This window comes from Kribbella sp. NPDC006257, assembly GCF_040613535.1.
Classification (GTDB): domain Bacteria; phylum Actinomycetota; class Actinomycetes; order Propionibacteriales; family Kribbellaceae; genus Kribbella.
Genome location: NZ_JBEXSJ010000044.1, coordinates 1 through 17,880, shown reverse-complemented (window position 1 = coordinate 17,880; position 17,880 = coordinate 1). Strand labels below are relative to the sequence as shown.

At 66.7% G+C, this 17,880-nt stretch carries 18 protein-coding genes; 14 read left to right on the top strand and 4 right to left on the bottom strand.

Going from position 1 to position 17,880, the window contains the following annotated elements:
- Positions 1 to 118 precede the first annotated feature (118 nt).
- From ABZ004_RS35385 to ABZ004_RS35375, 3 genes are read left to right on the top strand one after another with little or no spacing between them, the layout of a single operon-like run.
- On the top strand, positions 119 to 1,381 hold the full coding sequence (locus ABZ004_RS35385) for an extracellular solute-binding protein (RefSeq protein ID WP_355685910.1): 1,263 nt from the start codon (positions 119 to 121) through the stop codon (positions 1,379 to 1,381).
- Positions 1,382 to 1,385: 4 nt separating this feature from the next.
- Positions 1,386 to 2,354: a sugar ABC transporter permease gene (locus tag ABZ004_RS35380; protein WP_355685908.1), complete on the top strand. Its 969-nt coding sequence runs from the start codon at positions 1,386 to 1,388 to the stop codon at positions 2,352 to 2,354.
- Positions 2,351 to 3,184, top strand: a complete 834-nt coding sequence (locus ABZ004_RS35375; protein ID WP_355685906.1) for a carbohydrate ABC transporter permease — start codon at positions 2,351 to 2,353, stop codon at positions 3,182 to 3,184. The genes ABZ004_RS35380 and ABZ004_RS35375 overlap by 4 nt, the downstream gene beginning before the upstream one ends.
- Positions 3,185 to 3,281: 97 nt before the next feature.
- On the opposite strand, the gene ABZ004_RS35370 is transcribed toward ABZ004_RS35375, so the two are convergent.
- Positions 3,282 to 3,989, bottom strand: coding sequence for a GntR family transcriptional regulator (locus tag ABZ004_RS35370; protein ID WP_355685905.1), 708 nt, complete (start codon positions 3,987 to 3,989; stop codon positions 3,282 to 3,284).
- Positions 3,990 to 4,141: 152 nt separating this feature from the next.
- Here ABZ004_RS35370 and ABZ004_RS35365 point away from each other — a divergent pair, with 152 nt between their 5' ends.
- On the top strand, positions 4,142 to 5,077 hold the full coding sequence (locus tag ABZ004_RS35365; RefSeq protein ID WP_355685903.1) for a glycoside hydrolase family 16 protein: 936 nt from the start codon (positions 4,142 to 4,144) through the stop codon (positions 5,075 to 5,077).
- Positions 5,078 to 5,365: 288 nt separating this feature from the next.
- Here the strand turns inward: ABZ004_RS35365 and ABZ004_RS35360 are convergent, their stop codons facing one another.
- Both ABZ004_RS35360 and ctaD read right to left on the bottom strand, forming a co-directional pair.
- Positions 5,366 to 5,977 carry a hypothetical protein gene (locus ABZ004_RS35360; RefSeq protein WP_355685901.1) on the bottom strand — a complete coding sequence of 204 codons (612 nt, stop codon included), beginning with the start codon at positions 5,975 to 5,977 and terminating at the stop codon, positions 5,366 to 5,368.
- A 13-nt stretch (positions 5,978 to 5,990) separates the two neighbouring features.
- Entirely contained in the window at positions 5,991 to 7,751 is a 1,761-nt protein-coding gene (ctaD, locus tag ABZ004_RS35355; RefSeq protein ID WP_355685900.1) for a cytochrome c oxidase subunit I, read from the bottom strand.
- A 156-nt stretch (positions 7,752 to 7,907) separates the two neighbouring features.
- On the opposite strand from ctaD, the gene ABZ004_RS35350 reads away from it, so the two are divergent.
- The 8 genes from ABZ004_RS35350 (at position 7,908) to ABZ004_RS35315 (ending at position 14,897) form a co-directional block, all read left to right on the top strand.
- Positions 7,908 to 9,029, top strand: coding sequence for an endonuclease (locus ABZ004_RS35350; protein WP_355685899.1), 1,122 nt, complete (start codon positions 7,908 to 7,910; stop codon positions 9,027 to 9,029).
- Positions 9,030 to 9,083: 54 nt separating this feature from the next.
- Entirely contained in the window at positions 9,084 to 9,515 is a 432-nt protein-coding gene (locus ABZ004_RS35345; protein ID WP_355685898.1) for a VOC family protein, read from the top strand.
- Between the two features lie 115 nt (positions 9,516 to 9,630).
- Entirely contained in the window at positions 9,631 to 9,903 is a 273-nt protein-coding gene (locus ABZ004_RS35340) for a type II toxin-antitoxin system prevent-host-death family antitoxin (RefSeq protein WP_355685896.1), read from the top strand.
- Complete coding sequence (locus tag ABZ004_RS35335) at positions 9,900 to 10,340, top strand: type II toxin-antitoxin system VapC family toxin (RefSeq protein ID WP_355685894.1); 441 nt, start codon at positions 9,900 to 9,902, stop codon at positions 10,338 to 10,340. Before ABZ004_RS35340 ends, ABZ004_RS35335 begins: the two co-directional genes overlap by 4 nt.
- A 341-nt stretch (positions 10,341 to 10,681) precedes the next feature.
- On the top strand, positions 10,682 to 11,914 hold the full coding sequence (locus ABZ004_RS35330; protein ID WP_355685892.1) for an MFS transporter: 1,233 nt from the start codon (positions 10,682 to 10,684) through the stop codon (positions 11,912 to 11,914).
- 43 nt (positions 11,915 to 11,957) lie between these two features.
- Entirely contained in the window at positions 11,958 to 12,290 is a 333-nt protein-coding gene (locus tag ABZ004_RS35325; RefSeq protein ID WP_355685891.1) for a metalloregulator ArsR/SmtB family transcription factor, read from the top strand.
- Entirely contained in the window at positions 12,287 to 13,264 is a 978-nt protein-coding gene (locus tag ABZ004_RS35320; protein WP_355685889.1) for a cation transporter, read from the top strand. The genes ABZ004_RS35325 and ABZ004_RS35320 overlap by 4 nt, the downstream gene beginning before the upstream one ends.
- A gap of 811 nt (positions 13,265 to 14,075) precedes the next feature.
- Positions 14,076 to 14,897, top strand: a complete 822-nt coding sequence (locus ABZ004_RS35315; protein WP_355685887.1) for a siderophore-interacting protein — start codon at positions 14,076 to 14,078, stop codon at positions 14,895 to 14,897.
- A gap of 677 nt (positions 14,898 to 15,574) precedes the next feature.
- Here ABZ004_RS35315 and ABZ004_RS35310 read toward each other — a convergent pair.
- Positions 15,575 to 16,348: a hypothetical protein gene (locus tag ABZ004_RS35310; RefSeq protein WP_355685885.1), complete on the bottom strand. Its 774-nt coding sequence runs from the start codon at positions 16,346 to 16,348 to the stop codon at positions 15,575 to 15,577.
- A 70-nt stretch (positions 16,349 to 16,418) separates the two neighbouring features.
- On the opposite strand from ABZ004_RS35310, the gene ABZ004_RS35305 reads away from it, so the two are divergent.
- Together ABZ004_RS35305 and ABZ004_RS35300 are read left to right on the top strand one after the other, a co-directional pair.
- Positions 16,419 to 17,324, top strand: coding sequence for an aminoglycoside phosphotransferase family protein (locus ABZ004_RS35305; protein WP_355685883.1), 906 nt, complete (start codon positions 16,419 to 16,421; stop codon positions 17,322 to 17,324).
- A 36-nt stretch (positions 17,325 to 17,360) separates the two neighbouring features.
- Positions 17,361 to 17,819, top strand: coding sequence for a group II truncated hemoglobin (locus ABZ004_RS35300; RefSeq protein ID WP_355685881.1), 459 nt, complete (start codon positions 17,361 to 17,363; stop codon positions 17,817 to 17,819).
- The last annotated feature ends 61 nt before the right edge of the window (positions 17,820 to 17,880 follow it).

Below are 17,880 nucleotides of genomic sequence, written 5' to 3'. Positions count from 1 at the left end.
ACGGAGACTCCTGAACTATTGACTGGTCAGCTGGAGCTGGGCAATTCTGTGCGCCACTGAACGACAGGTTCATACCAGTCAGCCGGGGTGCCCCGGCTACTCCGCCAGAGGTGATCCGATGAAGTTCCGTTCCCTTGCCGTCGCTGCAGTTGCAGCTCTCTCGCTGACCGCGCTCGCTGCCTGCGGCAGCTCCGACAAGAAAGACACCGCTGCGTCCGGCCCGACGACCATCGACGTGTGGCTGATGAAGGGCAGCGTCTCCGACGACTTCCTCAAGCGGTTCACCGACGACTTCGCCGCCACCCACCCGGACATCAAGGCCAACGTCCAGATCCAGGAGTGGAACGGCATCGGCCCGAAGATCATCGGCGCCCTGGCCAGCAAGGACGCGCCGGACGTGATCGAGGTCGGCAACACCCAGGTCGCGCAGTACTCGGCCAGCGGTGGCGTGAAGGACCTGACCGACAAGAAGTCCGACCTCAAGGGTGACGACTGGATCGCCGGTCTGGCCGAGCCGGGCAACTTCGACGGCAAGCAGTTCGGCATTCCGTACTACGCGGCGAACCGGGTCGTGCTCTACCGCAAGGACCTGTTCCAGGCGGCCGGCATCACCACCCCGCCGAAGACCCGCGAGGAGTGGCTGGCCGACACCGCCAAGGTGAACACCGGTGGTAACCAGGGCATCTACCTGCCCGGCCAGAACTTCTACGTGCTGTCCGGCTTCATCTGGGACGAGGGTGGCGACCTCGCGGTCAAGGACGGCGACACCTGGAAGGGTGCGCTGGAGACTCCTGAGGCGCTGAAGGGGATGGACTTCTACAAGCAGATCCAGGCGCTCGGCAAGGGCCCGAAGGACTCCGACGAGGCGAAGCCGACCCAGACCGACGTGTTCGCGCAGGGCAAGGTCGCGCAGATGATCGCCGTACCGGGTGCGGCCGAGCTGATCGCCCAGGCGAACCCGGCGCTGAAGGACAAGATCGGCTACTTCCCGATCCCGGGCAAGGCCGCCGACAAGCCGGGTGCCGTCTTCACCGGTGGCTCCGACCTGATCATCCCGGAGGCCTCGGCCAACCAGGACGCGGCGTACACCTTCATCAAGGAACTGGCCGGCGAGAAGTGGCAGGTCGACCTGGCCAAGTCGATGAAGTACGTGCCGAACCGGACCAGCCTGGCCTCCTCGGTCGGCGCGGACGAGGGCGTGGCGGCGATGGCGGCCGGCGCGGCCAACGGCAAGGCCACCCCGAACTCGCCGAACTGGGCCGCGGTCGAGGCGAAGAACCCGATCAAGGAGTACCAGACCAAGGTGCTGACCGGCGGTGACCCGGCGGCCGCGGCCAAGGCGGCCGACGAGATCATCACCCAGGCCCTGAACGCCAAGTAGCGCCATGGCTGTGGCTGAAGCTGAGACCACAGCGGCCCCCGCCCCCGAATCCGGTTCACCGGTTCCGGTCCGGCGGGGGCAACCCCTGTGGGCCCGCGTCCTCCCGTATCTGCTGGTGGCACCGACGGTCGTCGGTACGGCGTACCTGCTGGCCTACCCGCTGGTCCGCAACCTGCTGATCTCGTTCCAGAAATTCGGCATCGCCCAGCTGATCCGGGGTGGTGCCGAGTTCGTCGGCCTGGACAACTACCAGCGGATCCTGTCCGACGACAAGTTCTGGGGTGTGGTCGGCCGGACCTTTGTGTTCACGGCGATCAACGTCGGCCTGATCATGGTGCTCGCCACCTTGGTCGCACTGCTGATCGGTGCCCTGGGCAAGTGGATGCGGTTCGCCGTGATGGGCGGCCTGGTGGTCGCCTGGGCGATCCCGGTGATCGCCGCGACGACGGTCTTCCAGTGGCTCTTCCAGTCCCAGCTGGGAGTGGTGAACTGGGTCCTGGTCGCGCTCGGCTTCGAGCAGTTCGACGGCAAGGCGTGGTTCGCGGACGGCAACTCGACGTTCGCGATCATCGTGCTGCTGATCGTCTGGCAGTCGGTCCCGTTCGCGGCGCTCACCCTGTACGCCGCGATGACGTCGGTGCCTCGAGAACTGCACGAGTCGGCGCAGATCGACGGCGCCGGGTCGGTGAAGACGTTCTGGCTGATCACCTTCCCGATCCTGCGGCCGATGTTCGGGCTGATCCTCTGCCTGGAGGTGATCTGGGTCTTCAAGAGCTTCGTCCAGATCTGGGCGATCAGCCAGGGCGGCCCGGGTGACGCGACCCTGACCCTGCCGGTCTACGCGTACCAGATCGCGCAGTCGCTGAACCGCTACGACCTGGGTGCGGCGATCTCGATGGTCACCGTGCTGATCCTGGCCGTGGTGCTGCTCGCGTACTTCCGGCAGATGTTCAAAGAGGAGGGTGAACTGTGAGGACCCGGCTCAGCCGCAGGATCACGCTGAACGTCCTGGCTCTCGGCGTCTTCCTTTTCTCGATCTTCCCGGTCTACTGGATGGTGCTCACCGCCTTCAAGCCGACCAAGGAGATCCAGGCCGAGACGCCGTCGTTCTTCCCGAACCACGTCACGCTGTCCCACTTCAGTACCGCAGTGCATGCGGCCGGCTTCTGGACCTTCTGGCGCAACAGCGCGATGGTCGCGATCAGCGCGGTACTGCTGGCGCTCGTGATCGCCTGCCTGGCGGCGTACGCGGTCGGCCGGATGAAGTGGAAGGGCCGGCAGGCGTTCATCCTCATGGTGTTCATCGCGCAGATGACGCCGTGGGAGGCGCTGCTGATCCCGATGTACGTGATCGCCCGCGACACCGACATGCTGGACAAGCTGCCGATGCTGACACTGATCTACTTCATGATGACGCTGCCCTTCACGATCGTGACGCTGCGCGGCTTCCTGAAGGGCATCCCGGTCGAGCTCGAGGAAGCAGCGCAGGTCGACGGCTGCAACCAGTTCACGGCGTTCCGGCGGATCGTCTTCCCGCTGCTCGCGCCGGGCCTGCTGTCCACCTCGCTGTTCGGTTTCATCACCGCGTGGAACGAGTTCGCGTTCGCGAACCTGCTGATCATCAAGAACCAGGACCAGCGCACGCTGCCGGTCTGGCTCTCGTCGTTCAGCAACACCTTCGGCACGGACTGGGGCGCCACGATGGCGGCGGCGACCCTGTTCATGCTGCCCGTACTCCTGATCTTCCTCGTCCTGCAGGGACGGGTGACGACAGGCGTGGCCGCGGGAGCCGTCAAGGGTTAGTCGAGCTCCCCGGACCCAGGGCCGGTGCCGCGAACCTCAGCAGGGGTCCGCGCCACCGGCCGCTGGCTTTTCTGCGTCGGGCTTTATGCGTCTGGCTTTATGCGTCGGGGAACGTCAGCCGGGTGGTGATCCGGTAGCGGTCGCCGCGGTAGATGGACCGGGTGTACTCGATCACCGCGTTGTCCGCGTTCCGGGTGGTCCGCTCGAACAGCAATGCCGGCGAATGCAGCGGTACGCCGAGCAGTGCGGCCTCCTGCGCATCCGTCACCGTCGGCTCAGTCGTCTGTACTGCGTTCTTCGCCGCCACCTGGTACCTCGACCGCAGCAGTCCGTAGAGCGAGCCGATCTCGAAATCGCGCCCGGTGATGTCGGGGACGAAGACAGCCGGCAACTTGATCCGCTCGATGCACATCGGCGCGCCGTCGACCAGGCGCAGCCGGACCACGGAGACGAGCTGGTCCCCCGGCGAGATCTCCATCCGCTGGCCGAGTCGTGCGCCGGCGGGTTCCAGCTCGAAGCTGATCAGCCGGCTCTGCCACGGCGTACCGTCGGCCGGCGGTACCTGGAAGTTGCCGTCGGGGGTGGGTTCGAGCGCCTGATGGATCTTGCGCGAGCTCATGAACGTGCCCCGGCCGTGCTCGCGAACGATCAGCCCGTCGCGGGCCAGGTCGTCCAGCGCCGCGCGCAGGGTCGGCCGGGAGACACCGAGCGCCTCGCTCAGGCTGCGCTCGGACGGCAGCGGCTCACCCGGTCGGCGGATCTCGATCAGCTCGAGCAGCCGGTCGCGGGCCTCGGTCCTTCGCATCGGGCCAGCCTACCAATCTTTACCAGTGGTCATACCGAACCGGAAAGCGGTTGCGCTTGAGTGAGGGGTTGACTTGACCAGTTGGATAGACCATTTTTACGGAGACATCTTATGCAATGCAGTCTTCCCGCCCCGAGACGAAGGTGTGAACCATGGCTCGATCACGCAAACTCCGGATCACCGCGACTGCCGTAGTACTGGCTGCGCTGGCGGCCGGCAGCATCAGTACTACGGCCAGCGCGCGGCCCGCCCCTGCACAGAAGGCCGCTGCTTGTGGCGCGTTCTTCGACGACTTCAACTACAGCTCCCGGACCGACCCGAACTTCACCGGGCACGACTGGAGCGTCCGGACCGGCGGCGGTGGCCCGGGCATCGAAGGCACCTGGAGAGCGAGCAACGTGACCTTCCCGACCGTGGACGGCCAGAAGTCGCTGCAGCTCCGCGCTGCGACCAATGGAACTGTTGGCGGTACTACGCAGGCGCAGGTGCAACAGAACGAGGAACGGTTCTTCGAGGGCACCTACGCGACACGCTTCAAGTTCAGCGACAGCCCCGTGAGCGGGAACGACGGCGATCTGGTGAACCAGACCTTCTACACGATCTCGCCGCTCGACTACGACTGGGAGCCGACTTATAGCGAGCTGGACATCTCGGAGTATTTGCCTAACGGCGGCTGGGGCGAGACCGGGCCGGTGGACTTCATCACCAGCTGGAACACGTACCAGGTGGACCCGTTCGACGGCTGGCGGATCAGTGCCGCGCGGCGCTTCAGTCACGCCGGCTGGCACACGCTGGTGGCGGTGGTCGCTGCTGGTCACGTGAAGTACTACATCGACGGCTCGCTCGCTGCCGATCACACCACGGACGGTAACGGGCACTCGGTCTACCCGCGGCGACCGATGACGCTCAACTACAACCAGTGGTTCATCGACCTGAGCGGTCACACCGGCAGCACTGCGGCGTACACCCAGTCTGCGGACTGGGTGTACTACGCGAAGAACGAGGCGTTGTCGCCTGCGACCGCCACGGCTCGGGTGAACGCCTACCGGTCCGCCGGCACCACGCACGCGGACACAATCAGCTGCTGAATCAGTGACCCGTCAGTACCTTGAGACGGGTTCCGTTCGCCATGGACAATCCGTTCCGGACTGAGTACGGTCCGTTACGGCGTCCGCACCACGCCACCGCTGGAGAAGGACCTCATCGTCCTTCTCCCACCAGTCGGTGAGGTGCTGCCCGCCAGTAGCGCCTCGCTGGTGGATGGGCGAGCAGAACGCGGCACAAGCCGGGAACTGATGGGGGCCCTGACACCTAGGTGGGGCGGCCGCCATGCGACCGCCCCACCGACTCAAGTTTGCCGGCTTGCCGAGTAGTGGTCAGCCGTCGGTGGGCGGGGCGTCTGAATGATCCAGCCGGACAAAGCGGCTGGGGTCGCCGGCGGCGCTGGCGGTGGAGCTGAGCCAGGCGTTCAGGCCGTCGGGATCACGGCGTTCCAGCTCGTCGAGGCACCGTTGGCGAGCCGTGACGATGCGCAGCCGAGCTGCCGGCGTCATCGCCGTTTGCAGGTCCTCGAAGCTGTCATGCCATTGGCGGCAGAGCTGGGCCGTGCTGGTCGCTGATTCACCAGGTTCCCCCGGCTGCGGCCGGCTGAGGGAGTCGCCGTACCAGCGAACGACCGGCGGTGAAGTGATGACCACGGCCAGAGCCAGCGGCAGCACTGCGATGCCGAGGGCGAAACCAAGGCCCGCGATGGCCAGGAGCCCCAAGAGGGGCAGCATGGCGCGAAGTCCTGCCTGCCTGCTGGCTCGCCGCGCATCCTGGGCGTCAGCGCTACTCGTCGTGTGACCGACGGCCGCTGTCATACCGATGACGATCGTCAACAGCACGTACGGGATCAGCAGGTCAGGCCGGAGGACGATCAGTCCCAGGATGATCCCGAGACAGCCGAGTGCAGCGCAGACTGTGCGCCAGACGAAGCTATAGCCCATGGCGTCGCCACCCTCAGGTGTCCCTGTCGGTCTCGGCGTGGCTTTCGAGGTTCTCGACCCGGCCCTCGTCTTCGCCGGCGTCCAGCAGGTTGTCCGGCCCGGCGCCGCTGTCCGGGTACTCCATCAGTGCGACGGCTGGGCGGTGCAGGTCGAAGGCGGGGCTCTCGGACCGGATCCGCGGTAGTTTCTCGAAGTTGTGTCGCGGCGGCGGGGAACTGGTTGCCCACTCCAACGAGCGGCCCCATCCCCACGGGTCGTCGACACCGACCAGCGGTGCCTTGCGTGACTTGTAGATGTTGTAGAGGAACGGCAGCATCGAGACGCCCAGCAGCATGGCGCCGACCGTCGATACCTGGTTCAGGATGGTGAAGCCGTCGGTGGCCCGGTACGTCGCATAGCGCCGCGGCATGCCTTCGACGCCCAGCCAGTGCTGCACCAGGAACGTCGTGTGGAAGCCGATGAACAGCAGCCAGAAGTGCAGCTTGCCGAGCTTCTCGTCGAGCATCCGGCCGGTGAACTTGGGCCACCAGAAGTAGAAGCCCGCGAACATCGCGAACACCACCGTGCCGAACACGACGTAGTGGAAGTGCGCGACCACGAAGTACGAGTCGGACAGCTGGTAGTCCAGTGCCGGCGAGGCCAGGATGACGCCGGTCAGACCACCGAACAGGAAGGTCACCAGGAAGCCGACCGACCACAGCATCGGGGTGTCGAACGACACCGATCCGCCCCACATCGTCCCGATCCAGTTGAAGAACTTCACCCCGGTGGGTACCGCGATCAGGAACGTCATGAAGGAGAAGAACGGCAGGTTCACCGCCCCGGTGACGAACATGTGGTGGGCCCAGACGGCGATCGAGAGGGCTCCGATGGAGAGGGTGGCCGCGACCAGGCCGACATACCCGAAGATGGGCTTGCGGCTGAACACCGGCAGGATCTCGGTGATGATGCCGAAGAACGGCAGCGCGATGATGTAGACCTCGGGATGGCCGAAGAACCAGAACAGGTGCTGCCACAGCAGTGGCCCGCCGTTGGCCGCGTCGAAGACGTGCGCCCCCAGGGCTCGATCCGCCTCCAGCATCAGCAGGGTTGCGGCGAGGATCGGGAACGCGATGAGCACCAGGATCGAGGTCACCAGGATGTTCCAGGTGAAGATCGGCATCCGGAACATCGTCATCCCCGGGGCGCGCATCGTGATGATCGTGGTGACGAAGTTGACCGCACCCAGGATGGTGCCCAGGCCGGCCATCCACAGGCCCATCACCCACAGGTCACCGCCGATGCCCGGTGAGCGCGTGCCGCCGGACAGTGGCGCATAGCCGGTCCAGCCGAAATCCGCGGCGCCGCCAGGTGTGATGAAGCCCGACAGGGTGATCAGGCCGCCGAACAGGAACAGCCAGTAGCTGAACATGTTGAGCCGCGGGAACGCGACGTCGGGGGCGCCGATCTGGACCGGCATGATCTCGTTCGCGAAGCCGACGAACAGCGGCGTCGCGAACAGCAGCAGCATGATCGTGCCGTGCATGGTGAAGAGCTGGTTGTAGACCTCTTCGTTCACGATCTGCAGACCCGGCTTGGCCAGCTCGGCCCGGATCAGCAGCGCCATCACGCCGCCGATCAGGAAGAAAGCGAACGACGTGATCAGGTAGAGGTGCCCGATCAGCTTGTGGTCGGTGGTGCTCACCCACTTGCCAACCGCACTGCCCAGGCTTCGTCTGCGCGGCAGCGTAGTAGTAGCCGTCCCGGCACCGATGCGTTCCGCTAAGTCAGCCATCTGCGTCTCCCAATTGCACGATCCCTCTCAGGAGGCGCGGTGTCCAGTCGCAGGCTTGTCGGACAATATTTACTTCGATGAGGCTTCCCCGGCTGGGTTGAGGGGCAGACTGCACTGCGACGCCCGTGTTTCCACACCGCCCCGTGGGAGATCGCTGTGCTAGTACGCCGTGCATTCTGGATCGGACTGCTCCTTCTAGGCCTGCTCGGCTACGGCATCACGCCGTCGACAGCGGCTACTACCGCGAATCTGACCGTCAGTGCTGCCATCAGTCAGCAGAACGGCTCGGTCGCGACCGTCGAGGGCTATGTGGTCGGGCAGCCGACCGCCGCGAACACGGTGATCCGGAGCGGATTCACCGGTGACACCGCGCTGGCTCTCGCGGACTCGACTTCTCAGACCAGTACCGGGTCGATGCTCTATGTGCAGATCACGACCGGCTTCCGAGCGCAGTACGGGCTGCAGTCGAACCCTGGACTGATCGGTACGAAGATCACTGTCACCGGGACCCTGACGCCGTACTTCACTCCGCATGCCGGGTTGAAGGACCCGACTGCGTTTTCGGGTGGTGGTGCCTCGGATCCGGGTGACCCGGGTGACTACTACGCGGCAGCTGCTGGGAAGTCTGGTGCGGCGCTGAAGGCTGCGTTGCACACGATCATCTCGAGCCAGACGAAGCTCACCTACGACCAGGTGTGGACCGCGCTGAAGGACACCGACCAGGATCCGGCCAACTCCAGCAATGTGATCCTGCTGTACTCCGGACGTTCCCAGAGCAAGACCACCAACGGCAGCGGCGTGAACGACTGGAATCGCGAACACGTCTGGGCCAAGTCGCACGGTGACTTCGGTACCGCGACCGGCCCGGGGACCGACGTGCATCACCTGCGGCCAGAGGACGTCTCGGTGAACGCGGCCCGAGGCAACCTCGACTTCGACAACGGCGGCAGCGCGGTCGCGGAGTGTTCCGGCTGTACGGCGGACGCGGACTCGTTCGCGCCGAGGCCGGCCGTGCGGGGTGACGTCGCGCGGATGATCTTCTACATGGCCGTTCGCTATGACGGTGGCGACGGGTTCGCGGACCTGGAGCCGAACAACTCGGTGAACAACGGCACCGCGCCGTACATCGGCAAGTTGTCGGTCCTGAAGGCGTGGAGCGCGGCGGATCCGCCGGACGCCTTCGAGAAGCGCCGCAACCAGGTCATCTTCGACACCTGGCAGCACAACCGGAACCCGTTCATCGACCACCCGGAGTGGGTCAGCTCGATCTGGCCGTGAATTGCCTTGTGGACAACGCGCGGTGAGGCCGGACGGGCTCGTATGTTCTAGGGCATGACTACTCCGGCTTCACCACTCCCGCGCTTCCACCTGGCAATGCCCGTTGACGACCTCGCCGCCGCCGCGAAGTTCTACGGCGACGTGATCGGCTGCGAACGCGGCCGCAGCTCCGACACCTGGATCGACTGGAACCTGCGCGGCCACCAGTTCGTCACCCACCTCGCCCCCGCTCGCCCGGCCCCTGTCCACAACCCGGTCGACGGCCACGATGTCCCCGTCCCCCACTTCGGCCTGATCCTCGAGATCCCCGACTTCCACGCCCTCGCCGACCGGTTCCGCGCCGCCGGCACCCCCTTCGTCATCGAGCCCTACCTCCGCTTCGAAGGCCAACCCGGCGAGCAATGGACCATGTTCCTCCACGACCCAGCCACCAACGCCCTCGAATTCAAAGCCTTCGCCCACGAATCAGCCATCTTCGCCACCTGACCTGCCCCACCCTGCCCCGCCATCTGCCCTTCTCTCGCCCTGGTCTGAGCGATCAGGATTGCCATACCAACTTGTGGCTACAATCTATGGAGGAATAGTGACCACAGGAGCACTCATGGACATTGGCATCCGAGAACTCCGGGACGGACTCAGCCGGCACCTCGCCGAGGTCCGGAGCGGACGAACGATCACGGTCACCGACCACGGCAAGCCGATCGCTCGCATCGTCCCGATCGATCAGCCCTCGGCGCTCGAACGGTTGATCGCCGAGGGCGTCGTACGGCCTCCACTGAGCCGCAAGCGAAAGGCGCCGGTGCCAGCTCCGGCGGACGGCCCAAATGCTGCGGACGGTCCGATCAGCGAGCTGGTGGCAGACCAGCGACGATGATGCTTTGCTACTTCGACACGTCCGCCATCGTGCCGCTGCTGATCCAGGAGCCGTCTTCGGCTGCTTGCCGTCGGCTCTGGGATGACGCTGACGATGTCGCCACCAGCAGGCTCCTCCACGTTGAGGCAGCGGCAGCCCTGGCCCAAGCGGTTCGGACAGGACGAATCACGGCCGATCGGGAAGCGGTCGCACTCCGGGAACTCGATCGGTTCTGGCGCGATTTTCTGATCATCGAGCCCACGGCCCTCGTGATTGGGAGAGCGGCCGCGCTGACTTCGGCACACTGCCTTCGCGCCTACGATGCTGTGCACTGCGCCGCCGCCGAGCAGGTCAACGATGATGATCTGGTTTTCGCGTCCGGTGATCGTCAGCAACTGAAAGCCGGCCGCTCTCTCGGCTTCTCCGTCGCCGACATCAATACCCCTGAAGACCTGTAGCTCGAGAGTCGGTCAACCTGCTCGGCGAGTGCGTCAGCTGGTCGTGAGCAGAGAAGTTGCCGTCCGCGACGATCGCCGGGTAAGGGGGCAGTCCGGCGACCGTCGCGTGGATTTACCTGTTGCGCGCTCGCCGGTGCAAGGGCGGGAGGCGGTGGACGCCGCCTAGATCAGCATTCGGGCGGGCGAGGGGCGATTGGGGGCGGGAAAGGCGGTGTGAGGCGGGGAGGTTTGCAGGATGTTTGAAAGGCGGGTGTTGGGGTGGGTGGGCGGCCTAGTCTGCGGCTGGCAGGGTCGTCTGGGGGGCGCGGCCGGGTGCGGGTGAGGGTTAGTGAGGCCCTGGAATGGCAGCTTCGAGTAGTAGCTATCGGGAGTGTTTTCGGGTCCCGGAGTTCCGCGCGATGTGGCTGGCGGAGTTGCAGTCGGTCGCCGGGGATCAGCTGGCGCGGGTTGCGCTGTCGGTGCTGGTGTTCAACGACACCGGCTCGGCGGCACTCACCGGGCTGACGTATGCGCTGACGTTCGTCCCGTCGTTGCTCGGCGGAATCTTCCTGACGGGGTTGGCGGACCGGTTTCCCCGGCGCGAACTGATCACGGCGGTCGACGGACTCCGCGGATGCTTGATCCTGCTGGTCGCGTTCCCACCGATGCCGTTCTGGCTGCGATGTGTGCTGGTCAGCGTGGTCTCGTTGCTGCAGCCGGTGTTCAAATCCGCCCAGCTAGCGCTCCTCCCCGAAGTACTCGGCAAAGAGCGCTACGCGACCGGCATGGCGATCCGCAGCATCACGATCCAGTCCGCGCAGATGGCCGGGTTCGCCGGTGGCGGACTGCTGATCGCCCTGTTCAATCCGTACGTCGTACTCGCGCTCGACGCCCTCACCTTCTTCGGGTCCGCGCTCCTGATCCGAAGCCGGCTGCTCTCGCGTCCAGCAGCGAGAGCGTCGGCCGACTCCGGCGTACGGCGGTCCTGGCGGGCGTCGGCGGGTGAGTCGTGGGGACTGCTGTTCGCGGATCGCGGGATGCGGGCGCTGGTGCTGATGCTCTGGCTGATGGCCCTGGTCGCTGTGTACGAAGGGATGGCGGCCCCGTACGCCGCGGTCTTCGGTGGCGGCTCGGTGATGGTCGGGCTGATCCTGGCCGCGGATCCGCTGGGCAGCGTGGTCGGCGCGTTCCTGTTCAGCAAGCTGGTTCCGGAGGACAAGCGGCCGGGGTTGCTCGGCCCGCTCGCGATCGCGTCCGCGGTACCGGTGGCGCTCTGTCTGCTGCGGCCCGGGCTGGTGGTGTCCGTTGTGCTGTTCGTCTTCGCGGGCGCGTTCGGGACGATCGTGGTCATGCAGACGACGACGTCGATGACGTTCATGCTGCCCGATGCCAGGCGTGGGCAGGCGATCGGAATGTCCAACTCGGGTCTGACGACCGCGACCGGAGTCAGCCCGTTGCTCGCCGGAGTGCTCGCCGACCGGACGGACGCGGTGCAGGCGGTCGGCTGGTTCGGGGCGGCCGGCGTACTGGCGGCGATCCCGCTCGCGGTGCTCTGGCAGCGATCGGCGAAGGACGTGCTGCCGAGCGACGCGTAGTACAGGTTCCGCTGAATACAGCGGATCGTGTACTGTCAGCTGCGTGGAGACGATCGTCAGTAGGAGTGAGGTGCTGGCCCGCTTCGGGCACGCGCTGTCCGATCCGACGCGCACGCAGGTCATGCTCGTGCTGCACGAAGGGCCCAGCTACCCGGCAGAACTGGCCGAGCGAATCGGTGTCAGCCGGCAGTCGCTCTCGAACCACCTCGCCTGCCTCCGCGGCTGCGGCCTGGTCGTCGCCGAACCAGAGGGACGCCGCACCCGCTACGAACTAGCCGATCCAACCCTCGGTACGGCGCTCGCCCAACTACTCAACGTCGTCCTAGCAGTAGACCCAGCCTGCTGCCGCCCCGACACAACCGGCACCTGCCAATGAACGACCCAGACCTACTCCCCCTGACCAAGCCGCCCGTGGTCCCACCGCCCAAACCGGCCGACGTACCGTCGAGCGAGCTGACCTTGGTGCCACCGACTGAGCCAGCTCCGCTGTCACCGACCAAGCCCGACCTCCTGTCACCTAGCGAGCCGCTCGCCGCGTCACCGAGCGAGCGGGCGGTGGTGCCGCCGATCAAGTCGGACCTCGTGTCGCCCCAGCCGGTCGCCGTGCCGCCGGCGGAGGTGACGCTTGCGCCGCTTGCTGGTGAACGCCGCAGTTTGCCGCTCGTCGGAGGGGCGCTGACTCCGCCGGTTGCCGGTGGAGGCTCGTCTCCTGAGGAGGCAGGTCGGCGGAAGCAGTTGGGGCGGCGGGCTCAATTGCTGGCGGGGGCGAGTGTTGGCTACAACCTCGTCGAGGCGGTGGTCGCGATTTCGGCCGGCTCGGTGGCGGGATCTGTTGCGCTGGTGGGGTTCGGGCTCGACTCGGTCGTCGAGGTGGCGAGCGGGCTGATCATCCTCTGGCAGTTCCGGCACCCGCTGCCGGAGACGCGCGAACGCCGCGCACTGCGACTGATCGCGCTGTCGTTTTTCGGTCTCGCCGCGTACGTCGGAGTCGAGTCGGCCCGCGGTTTGCTGGGCCAGCACGAGTCCGACACTTCACGGATCGGCATCGGCCTGGCGATCGCCTCGCTCGTCGTGATGCCACTGCTCTCGTACGCACAACGCCGTACGGGCAAGGCACTCAACTCCAACGCAGTAGTTGCCGACAGCACCCAAACTCTGTTGTGCACCTACCTGTCCGCAGTGCTCCTGATAGGCCTCCTGCTCAACGCAACCCTCGGCTGGTACTGGGCAGATCCCGTTGCAGGCTTGATAATCGCCGCGATCGCTCTCCGCGAAGGTATCCAGGCCTGGCAGGGCAAGGGTTGCTGCGCCCCCACCGCCAAGTCCACCTGCACCGACGGCTGCTGCTAGCCATTTACCACGCACTTCGCCATACCTGATCGACGCCGCCGCAACCGACACCCTCGGCCGCCGCCGCGATCGCATCGAACGCCTGACTCATCCCCCGCTCTCATCGCCGAACCAACCCCGGCACGCTCTCCCGGCACCCGCAGGTGACATTCGAGTAATCAGCCCCGCAGCAGCCCGGCGTACGACGCGCTGCGCTCCGGTGCACCGGTCGGTCTGCGCACCGGTGGCAGCGCCCGCGTACAAGGCGCTGCCCGCCGCGCCCGGTCGGTCCTCGCTCTGCGGGAGCCGGCGTACCAGCGCTGCGGTCCGGGGTGCCGGTCGGTCTCGCGCCCGCGGCAGCGCGGCGTACGAAGGGTGGTGCGCTCCGGCACCTGAGCGGTCTGCGCGCCTGTGGGCGCCCGGCGTACGAGCGCTGCCGTCCGGTGTCCCGGTTCGATCTGCGCTTCCGGGGCAGATCCCGCGTACGGATGTGCTGCGCACCGGTCGGTCTGCGCGCCTGTGCGTGCCCGGTGTAGATGCCGCGGCAGCCCGGCGTACGGAGGCGCTGCGCTCCGGCGCCGGTCGGCCTGCGCCTGTGGGAGCACGGCGTACGAGGTGCAGCGCTCCGGTGTCCTGGGCGGGTCTGCGCTCCGGCAGCAGATCCCCGTATGGAGGGGCCTGCGCTTCGGGCGCGGGTTGGTCTCGCGGTGGCACCGGCGTACGGCGTACTGGGTGGTGTTTTGTCGGCGAGGTGGGGATTTGGGGGGTGTCGGTTAACCTGAGTTAGGTATGCCTAACTATCTGCCCGAAGTTTTGAGAGGACTGTGGTCGAGTGACCAGCCCCGCACCCCGTAGTCGCCGCGCGAAACTGGCGGTTGTCCGCCGGAGGGAGCGGATCACCCCGCACATGATCCGGCTGGTGCTGAGCTGCGACGAGTTCGTCGACAACGGCACCAGCGACCACTACGTGAAACTGCTCTTCCCGAAGCCGGGCGTGAGCTACCCGGAGCCGCTCGACATGGGTGTTGTCCGGGAGCAGTTCCCGGCCGAGCAGTGGCCGACGATGCGGACCTACACCGTTCGCAGCTGGGACGAAGCGGCGAAGGAACTGACGATCGACTTCGTCTATCACGGTGACGAGGGGATCGCGGGTCCGTGGGCGGCGTCGGCTCAGCCGGGCGACAAGCTCTGGTTCAACGGTCCGGGCGGCGCCTACTTGCCGAATCCCGAGGCCGGTTGGCACCTGCTGGTCGGCGACGAGAGCGCGCTGCCGGCGATCAGCGCCGCGATCGAGCAGCTTCCGGCGGGTGCGCGGGCCAAGGTTTTCGTGGAGGTCGAGAACGAGAGCGAGCAGCAGAAGCTCGACATCTCGGGCGACGTCGAACTCACCTGGTTCCACCGAGCCGGGACCCGGGGTGCGGATCTGGTTCGCGCGGTCGAGGAGCTCGAGTTCCCGTCCGACGACGTCCATGTTTTCGTCCATGGCGAAGCCGGGTTCGTCACGCAACTCCGCCGCCACCTGTACGCCGACCGCGGTCTCCCCCGCGATCGCGTCTCGATCTCCGGCTACTGGCGCCTCGGCAAGAACGAGGACGGCTGGCAGGCCGAAAAAGCCGAAACCGCCCGCAAAGAACGCGAAACCGCCAGCGCCTAACAACCACCGAGTCCGCCCCCAACCCGGGGGGGTTCGGGTGCCAACCCGGGGGTTCGGACACTAGCCCGGGGGTCCGAACACAACCCGGGAGTCCGAACACAACTCGGTGGTGAGGGCCCGAACCCGGGGGTTCGGACACCTTCTGGTGGGTGGGGTCATGGCATTACCTGTCCGGACCCTCGATTGCTTGTCCGGGCCTACTGGGTGGTGCCCGAGGTCTGGGCCAAGGTGTCGGTGGTCAGGGCCTGGACGCGGGGGTGCGGACACCTTTTGGTGGGTGGGGTCATGGCAGGCCTTGTCCGGGCGTACCGGTTGATGTCCGGACCCCCGCGGACCCGCCCTGGCCCCCGCGACCTGTCCGCACTCTGCGACCTATCCGGATCCCCGCGATCCTGTCCGGATCCCCGCGATCCTGTCCGGGCCCCCGCGATCCTGTCCGGGCCCCCGCGATCTTGTCCGGGCCCCCGCGATCTTGTCCGGATCCCCGCCATCCTGTCCGGCCCCCCGCGGAACTTGGCCGGACCCCGGGATCTTGGGTGAGGCACCGGGGGTGTCTGGCGCCGCGCGTGGGGCTGGAGGTGACCGGGTGGTGTTCGCGGTTTGGGTAGGCGTCCGAGGACTGGTGGGGCGAACGGCTGGCGTTCGACCGAGGTCGGCGACGCACTCGACCTTTGCCGCTAAGCGGTGAGCTTGGCGGCGGCTACTCGGCGGTCGAGGAAGGCTGCTACTGCGTCGGCGGCGGGTAGGGGGAGGACCCAGTCTTCGCCGCGGGCCTGGAGGATGAGGGCGGGGCCGGGGGAGCCGACCGGCTTGGCCGGGAGGGCGATGGGGAACTTGAGTCGCTCCGAGCCGGTGAGGGACGCCGGATACACCCCGGTCACCTCGGACAGTTGATAGGTACGCCGGGCCGCGTCGCGTCCACCCGGCGGGCTGGCGAAGAAGCGCGCCCTGATCGTCACGGATGAGGTTCCGATCTCCAGCGTCGTAAGCAGCACCCCACGCAACGGCAGGAGCAGTTCGTACGGCGTACCGGCGAGCTCCGGCCGCAGCGGCACCATGATCGCCGACTGTGCGGCTCGTCCGAGGAACGCGGCCAAGAGCGTCCCGACCAGCACAGCGGGAAGGACGGCCGCGCCCATCCACCGAACACCGAGTACGAGCGAAAAGAACCCGGTGTACAGCGTGGAGACTCCACCGAACCAGGCGCCGATCGTCGTCCACCACCGGGTCTCATAGCGCTGCCGCCGCCACAGGAACAAGCCGAGCATCACCAAGACGACCGGAAACACCACAGCCTGCCAGGCGAACGACGACCGAGTAGATGCGATCCAGACCGTCACGGCCAGAAACACCAGCGGCACACCGAGGTAGACCAGCGCCACCCGTACCTGAGCCCGCCGGTGCTGTCGGTCGACTTCACTGGCCCCATCGGCCGCTTCCAGAGAGCTCACGGGGAAAACCCAAGCACACATTCCCCGGAGCACCTACTGTCGGACTCGGCCGACACTGAAGGAGTACAGCTTGCCCGAGTTCGTAGTACCGGCTGCGCTGGTTGAGCTCCATGGTGAAGACGCACAGCCGTGGCTGGACGCTCTACCGAAGCAGGTGACCGCGTACCTCGAGCAGTGGGCGCTGAAGCAAGACGGTGAGCCCCTGTACGGCGCTGCTTCGCTCGTGCTCCCCGTAGTGCGGCAGGACGGCACACAAGCGATGTTGAAGCTGCAGTCGGTCAACGAGGAGAACGCCGGCGAGGCCCAGGCACTCCGCGTCTGGAACGGCGACGGCGTAGTACGAGTCCTGGAGGACGACCAGGAAACCGCCACGATCCTGCTCGAGCGGCTGCGTCCGGAGATGCTCAGCGACGTTCCTGATGACCAGGAAGCCACGCAGCGTCTTGCAGAGCTGCTCGCCCGGCTGAGCGCAGTACAGGCTCCTCCGCAGCTCCGGAAGCTCAAGGAGATCACCGACGCGATGCTGGCCGAGGCGCCGACGCAGATCCCGCTACTGGCGGACACAGAACAACAGGCACTCGTACGCCGGTGCGCTGCGCGGCTAGCCGACTTGGCAGACGAGCCTGGTGATCGGCTGCTCCACTGGGACCTCCACTACGACAACGTGATGGCTGCCGACCGTGAACCGTGGCTGGTGATCGACCCGAAGCCGCTCGCGGGTGATCCGGGCTTCGAGTTGTTCCCGGCGCTGAACAACCGGTGGGACGACCTGACCGCGACCGGCGACCTGCCGAAGGCGATCCGGCGACGCTTCGATCTGATGACCGAGGTGGTCGGGGTGGATCGCGAGCGGGCGGTCGGGTGGACGCTCGGGCGGATCCTGCAGAACGTGCTCTGGGATCTGGCGGACGGCGAACGCGAGGTCGATCCGATTCAGGTCGCGATCGCCGAGGCGCTTGATGAACCTGGGATCTGATTACATGATTACCGTGAAATCAGGAGGAGATGTGAGATGACTACGCCGACGGTGTACGAGTGGGCAGGCGGGCTGGATGCGTTCCGGCGGCTGACCGAGGTGTTCTACGACAAGGTGCTGGAGGACCCGATCCTGGCGCCGGTGTTCGCGCACATGAGCGACAAGCATCGCGAGCATGTGGCGATCTGGTTGAGCGAGGTGTTCGGCGGTCCCAAGGGTTACACCGAGGAGCTCGGTGGGTATCCCGCGATGCTCGGCCACCACCTGAACCTCGGCCTGACCGAGGAACAACGCTCCCGCTGGGCCGCCCTGATCGCCGCCAGCGCCGACCCGGCCGGCCTTCCGGACGACCCCGAGTTCCGCTCCGCCTTCGTCGCGTACGTCGAATGGGGCACCCGCCTCGCCCTCGCCAACTCCCAACCCGGCGCCACCCCACCCCCCAAGGCCCCCGTCCCCAAATGGGGCTGGGGCGAAGCCCCGCCCTACCAGCCGTAGTACGTGGGGAGCGCGGGCGTCCCGCCCCGCCCCGCGCACCGGCGCCGCGGACCGCACGGCG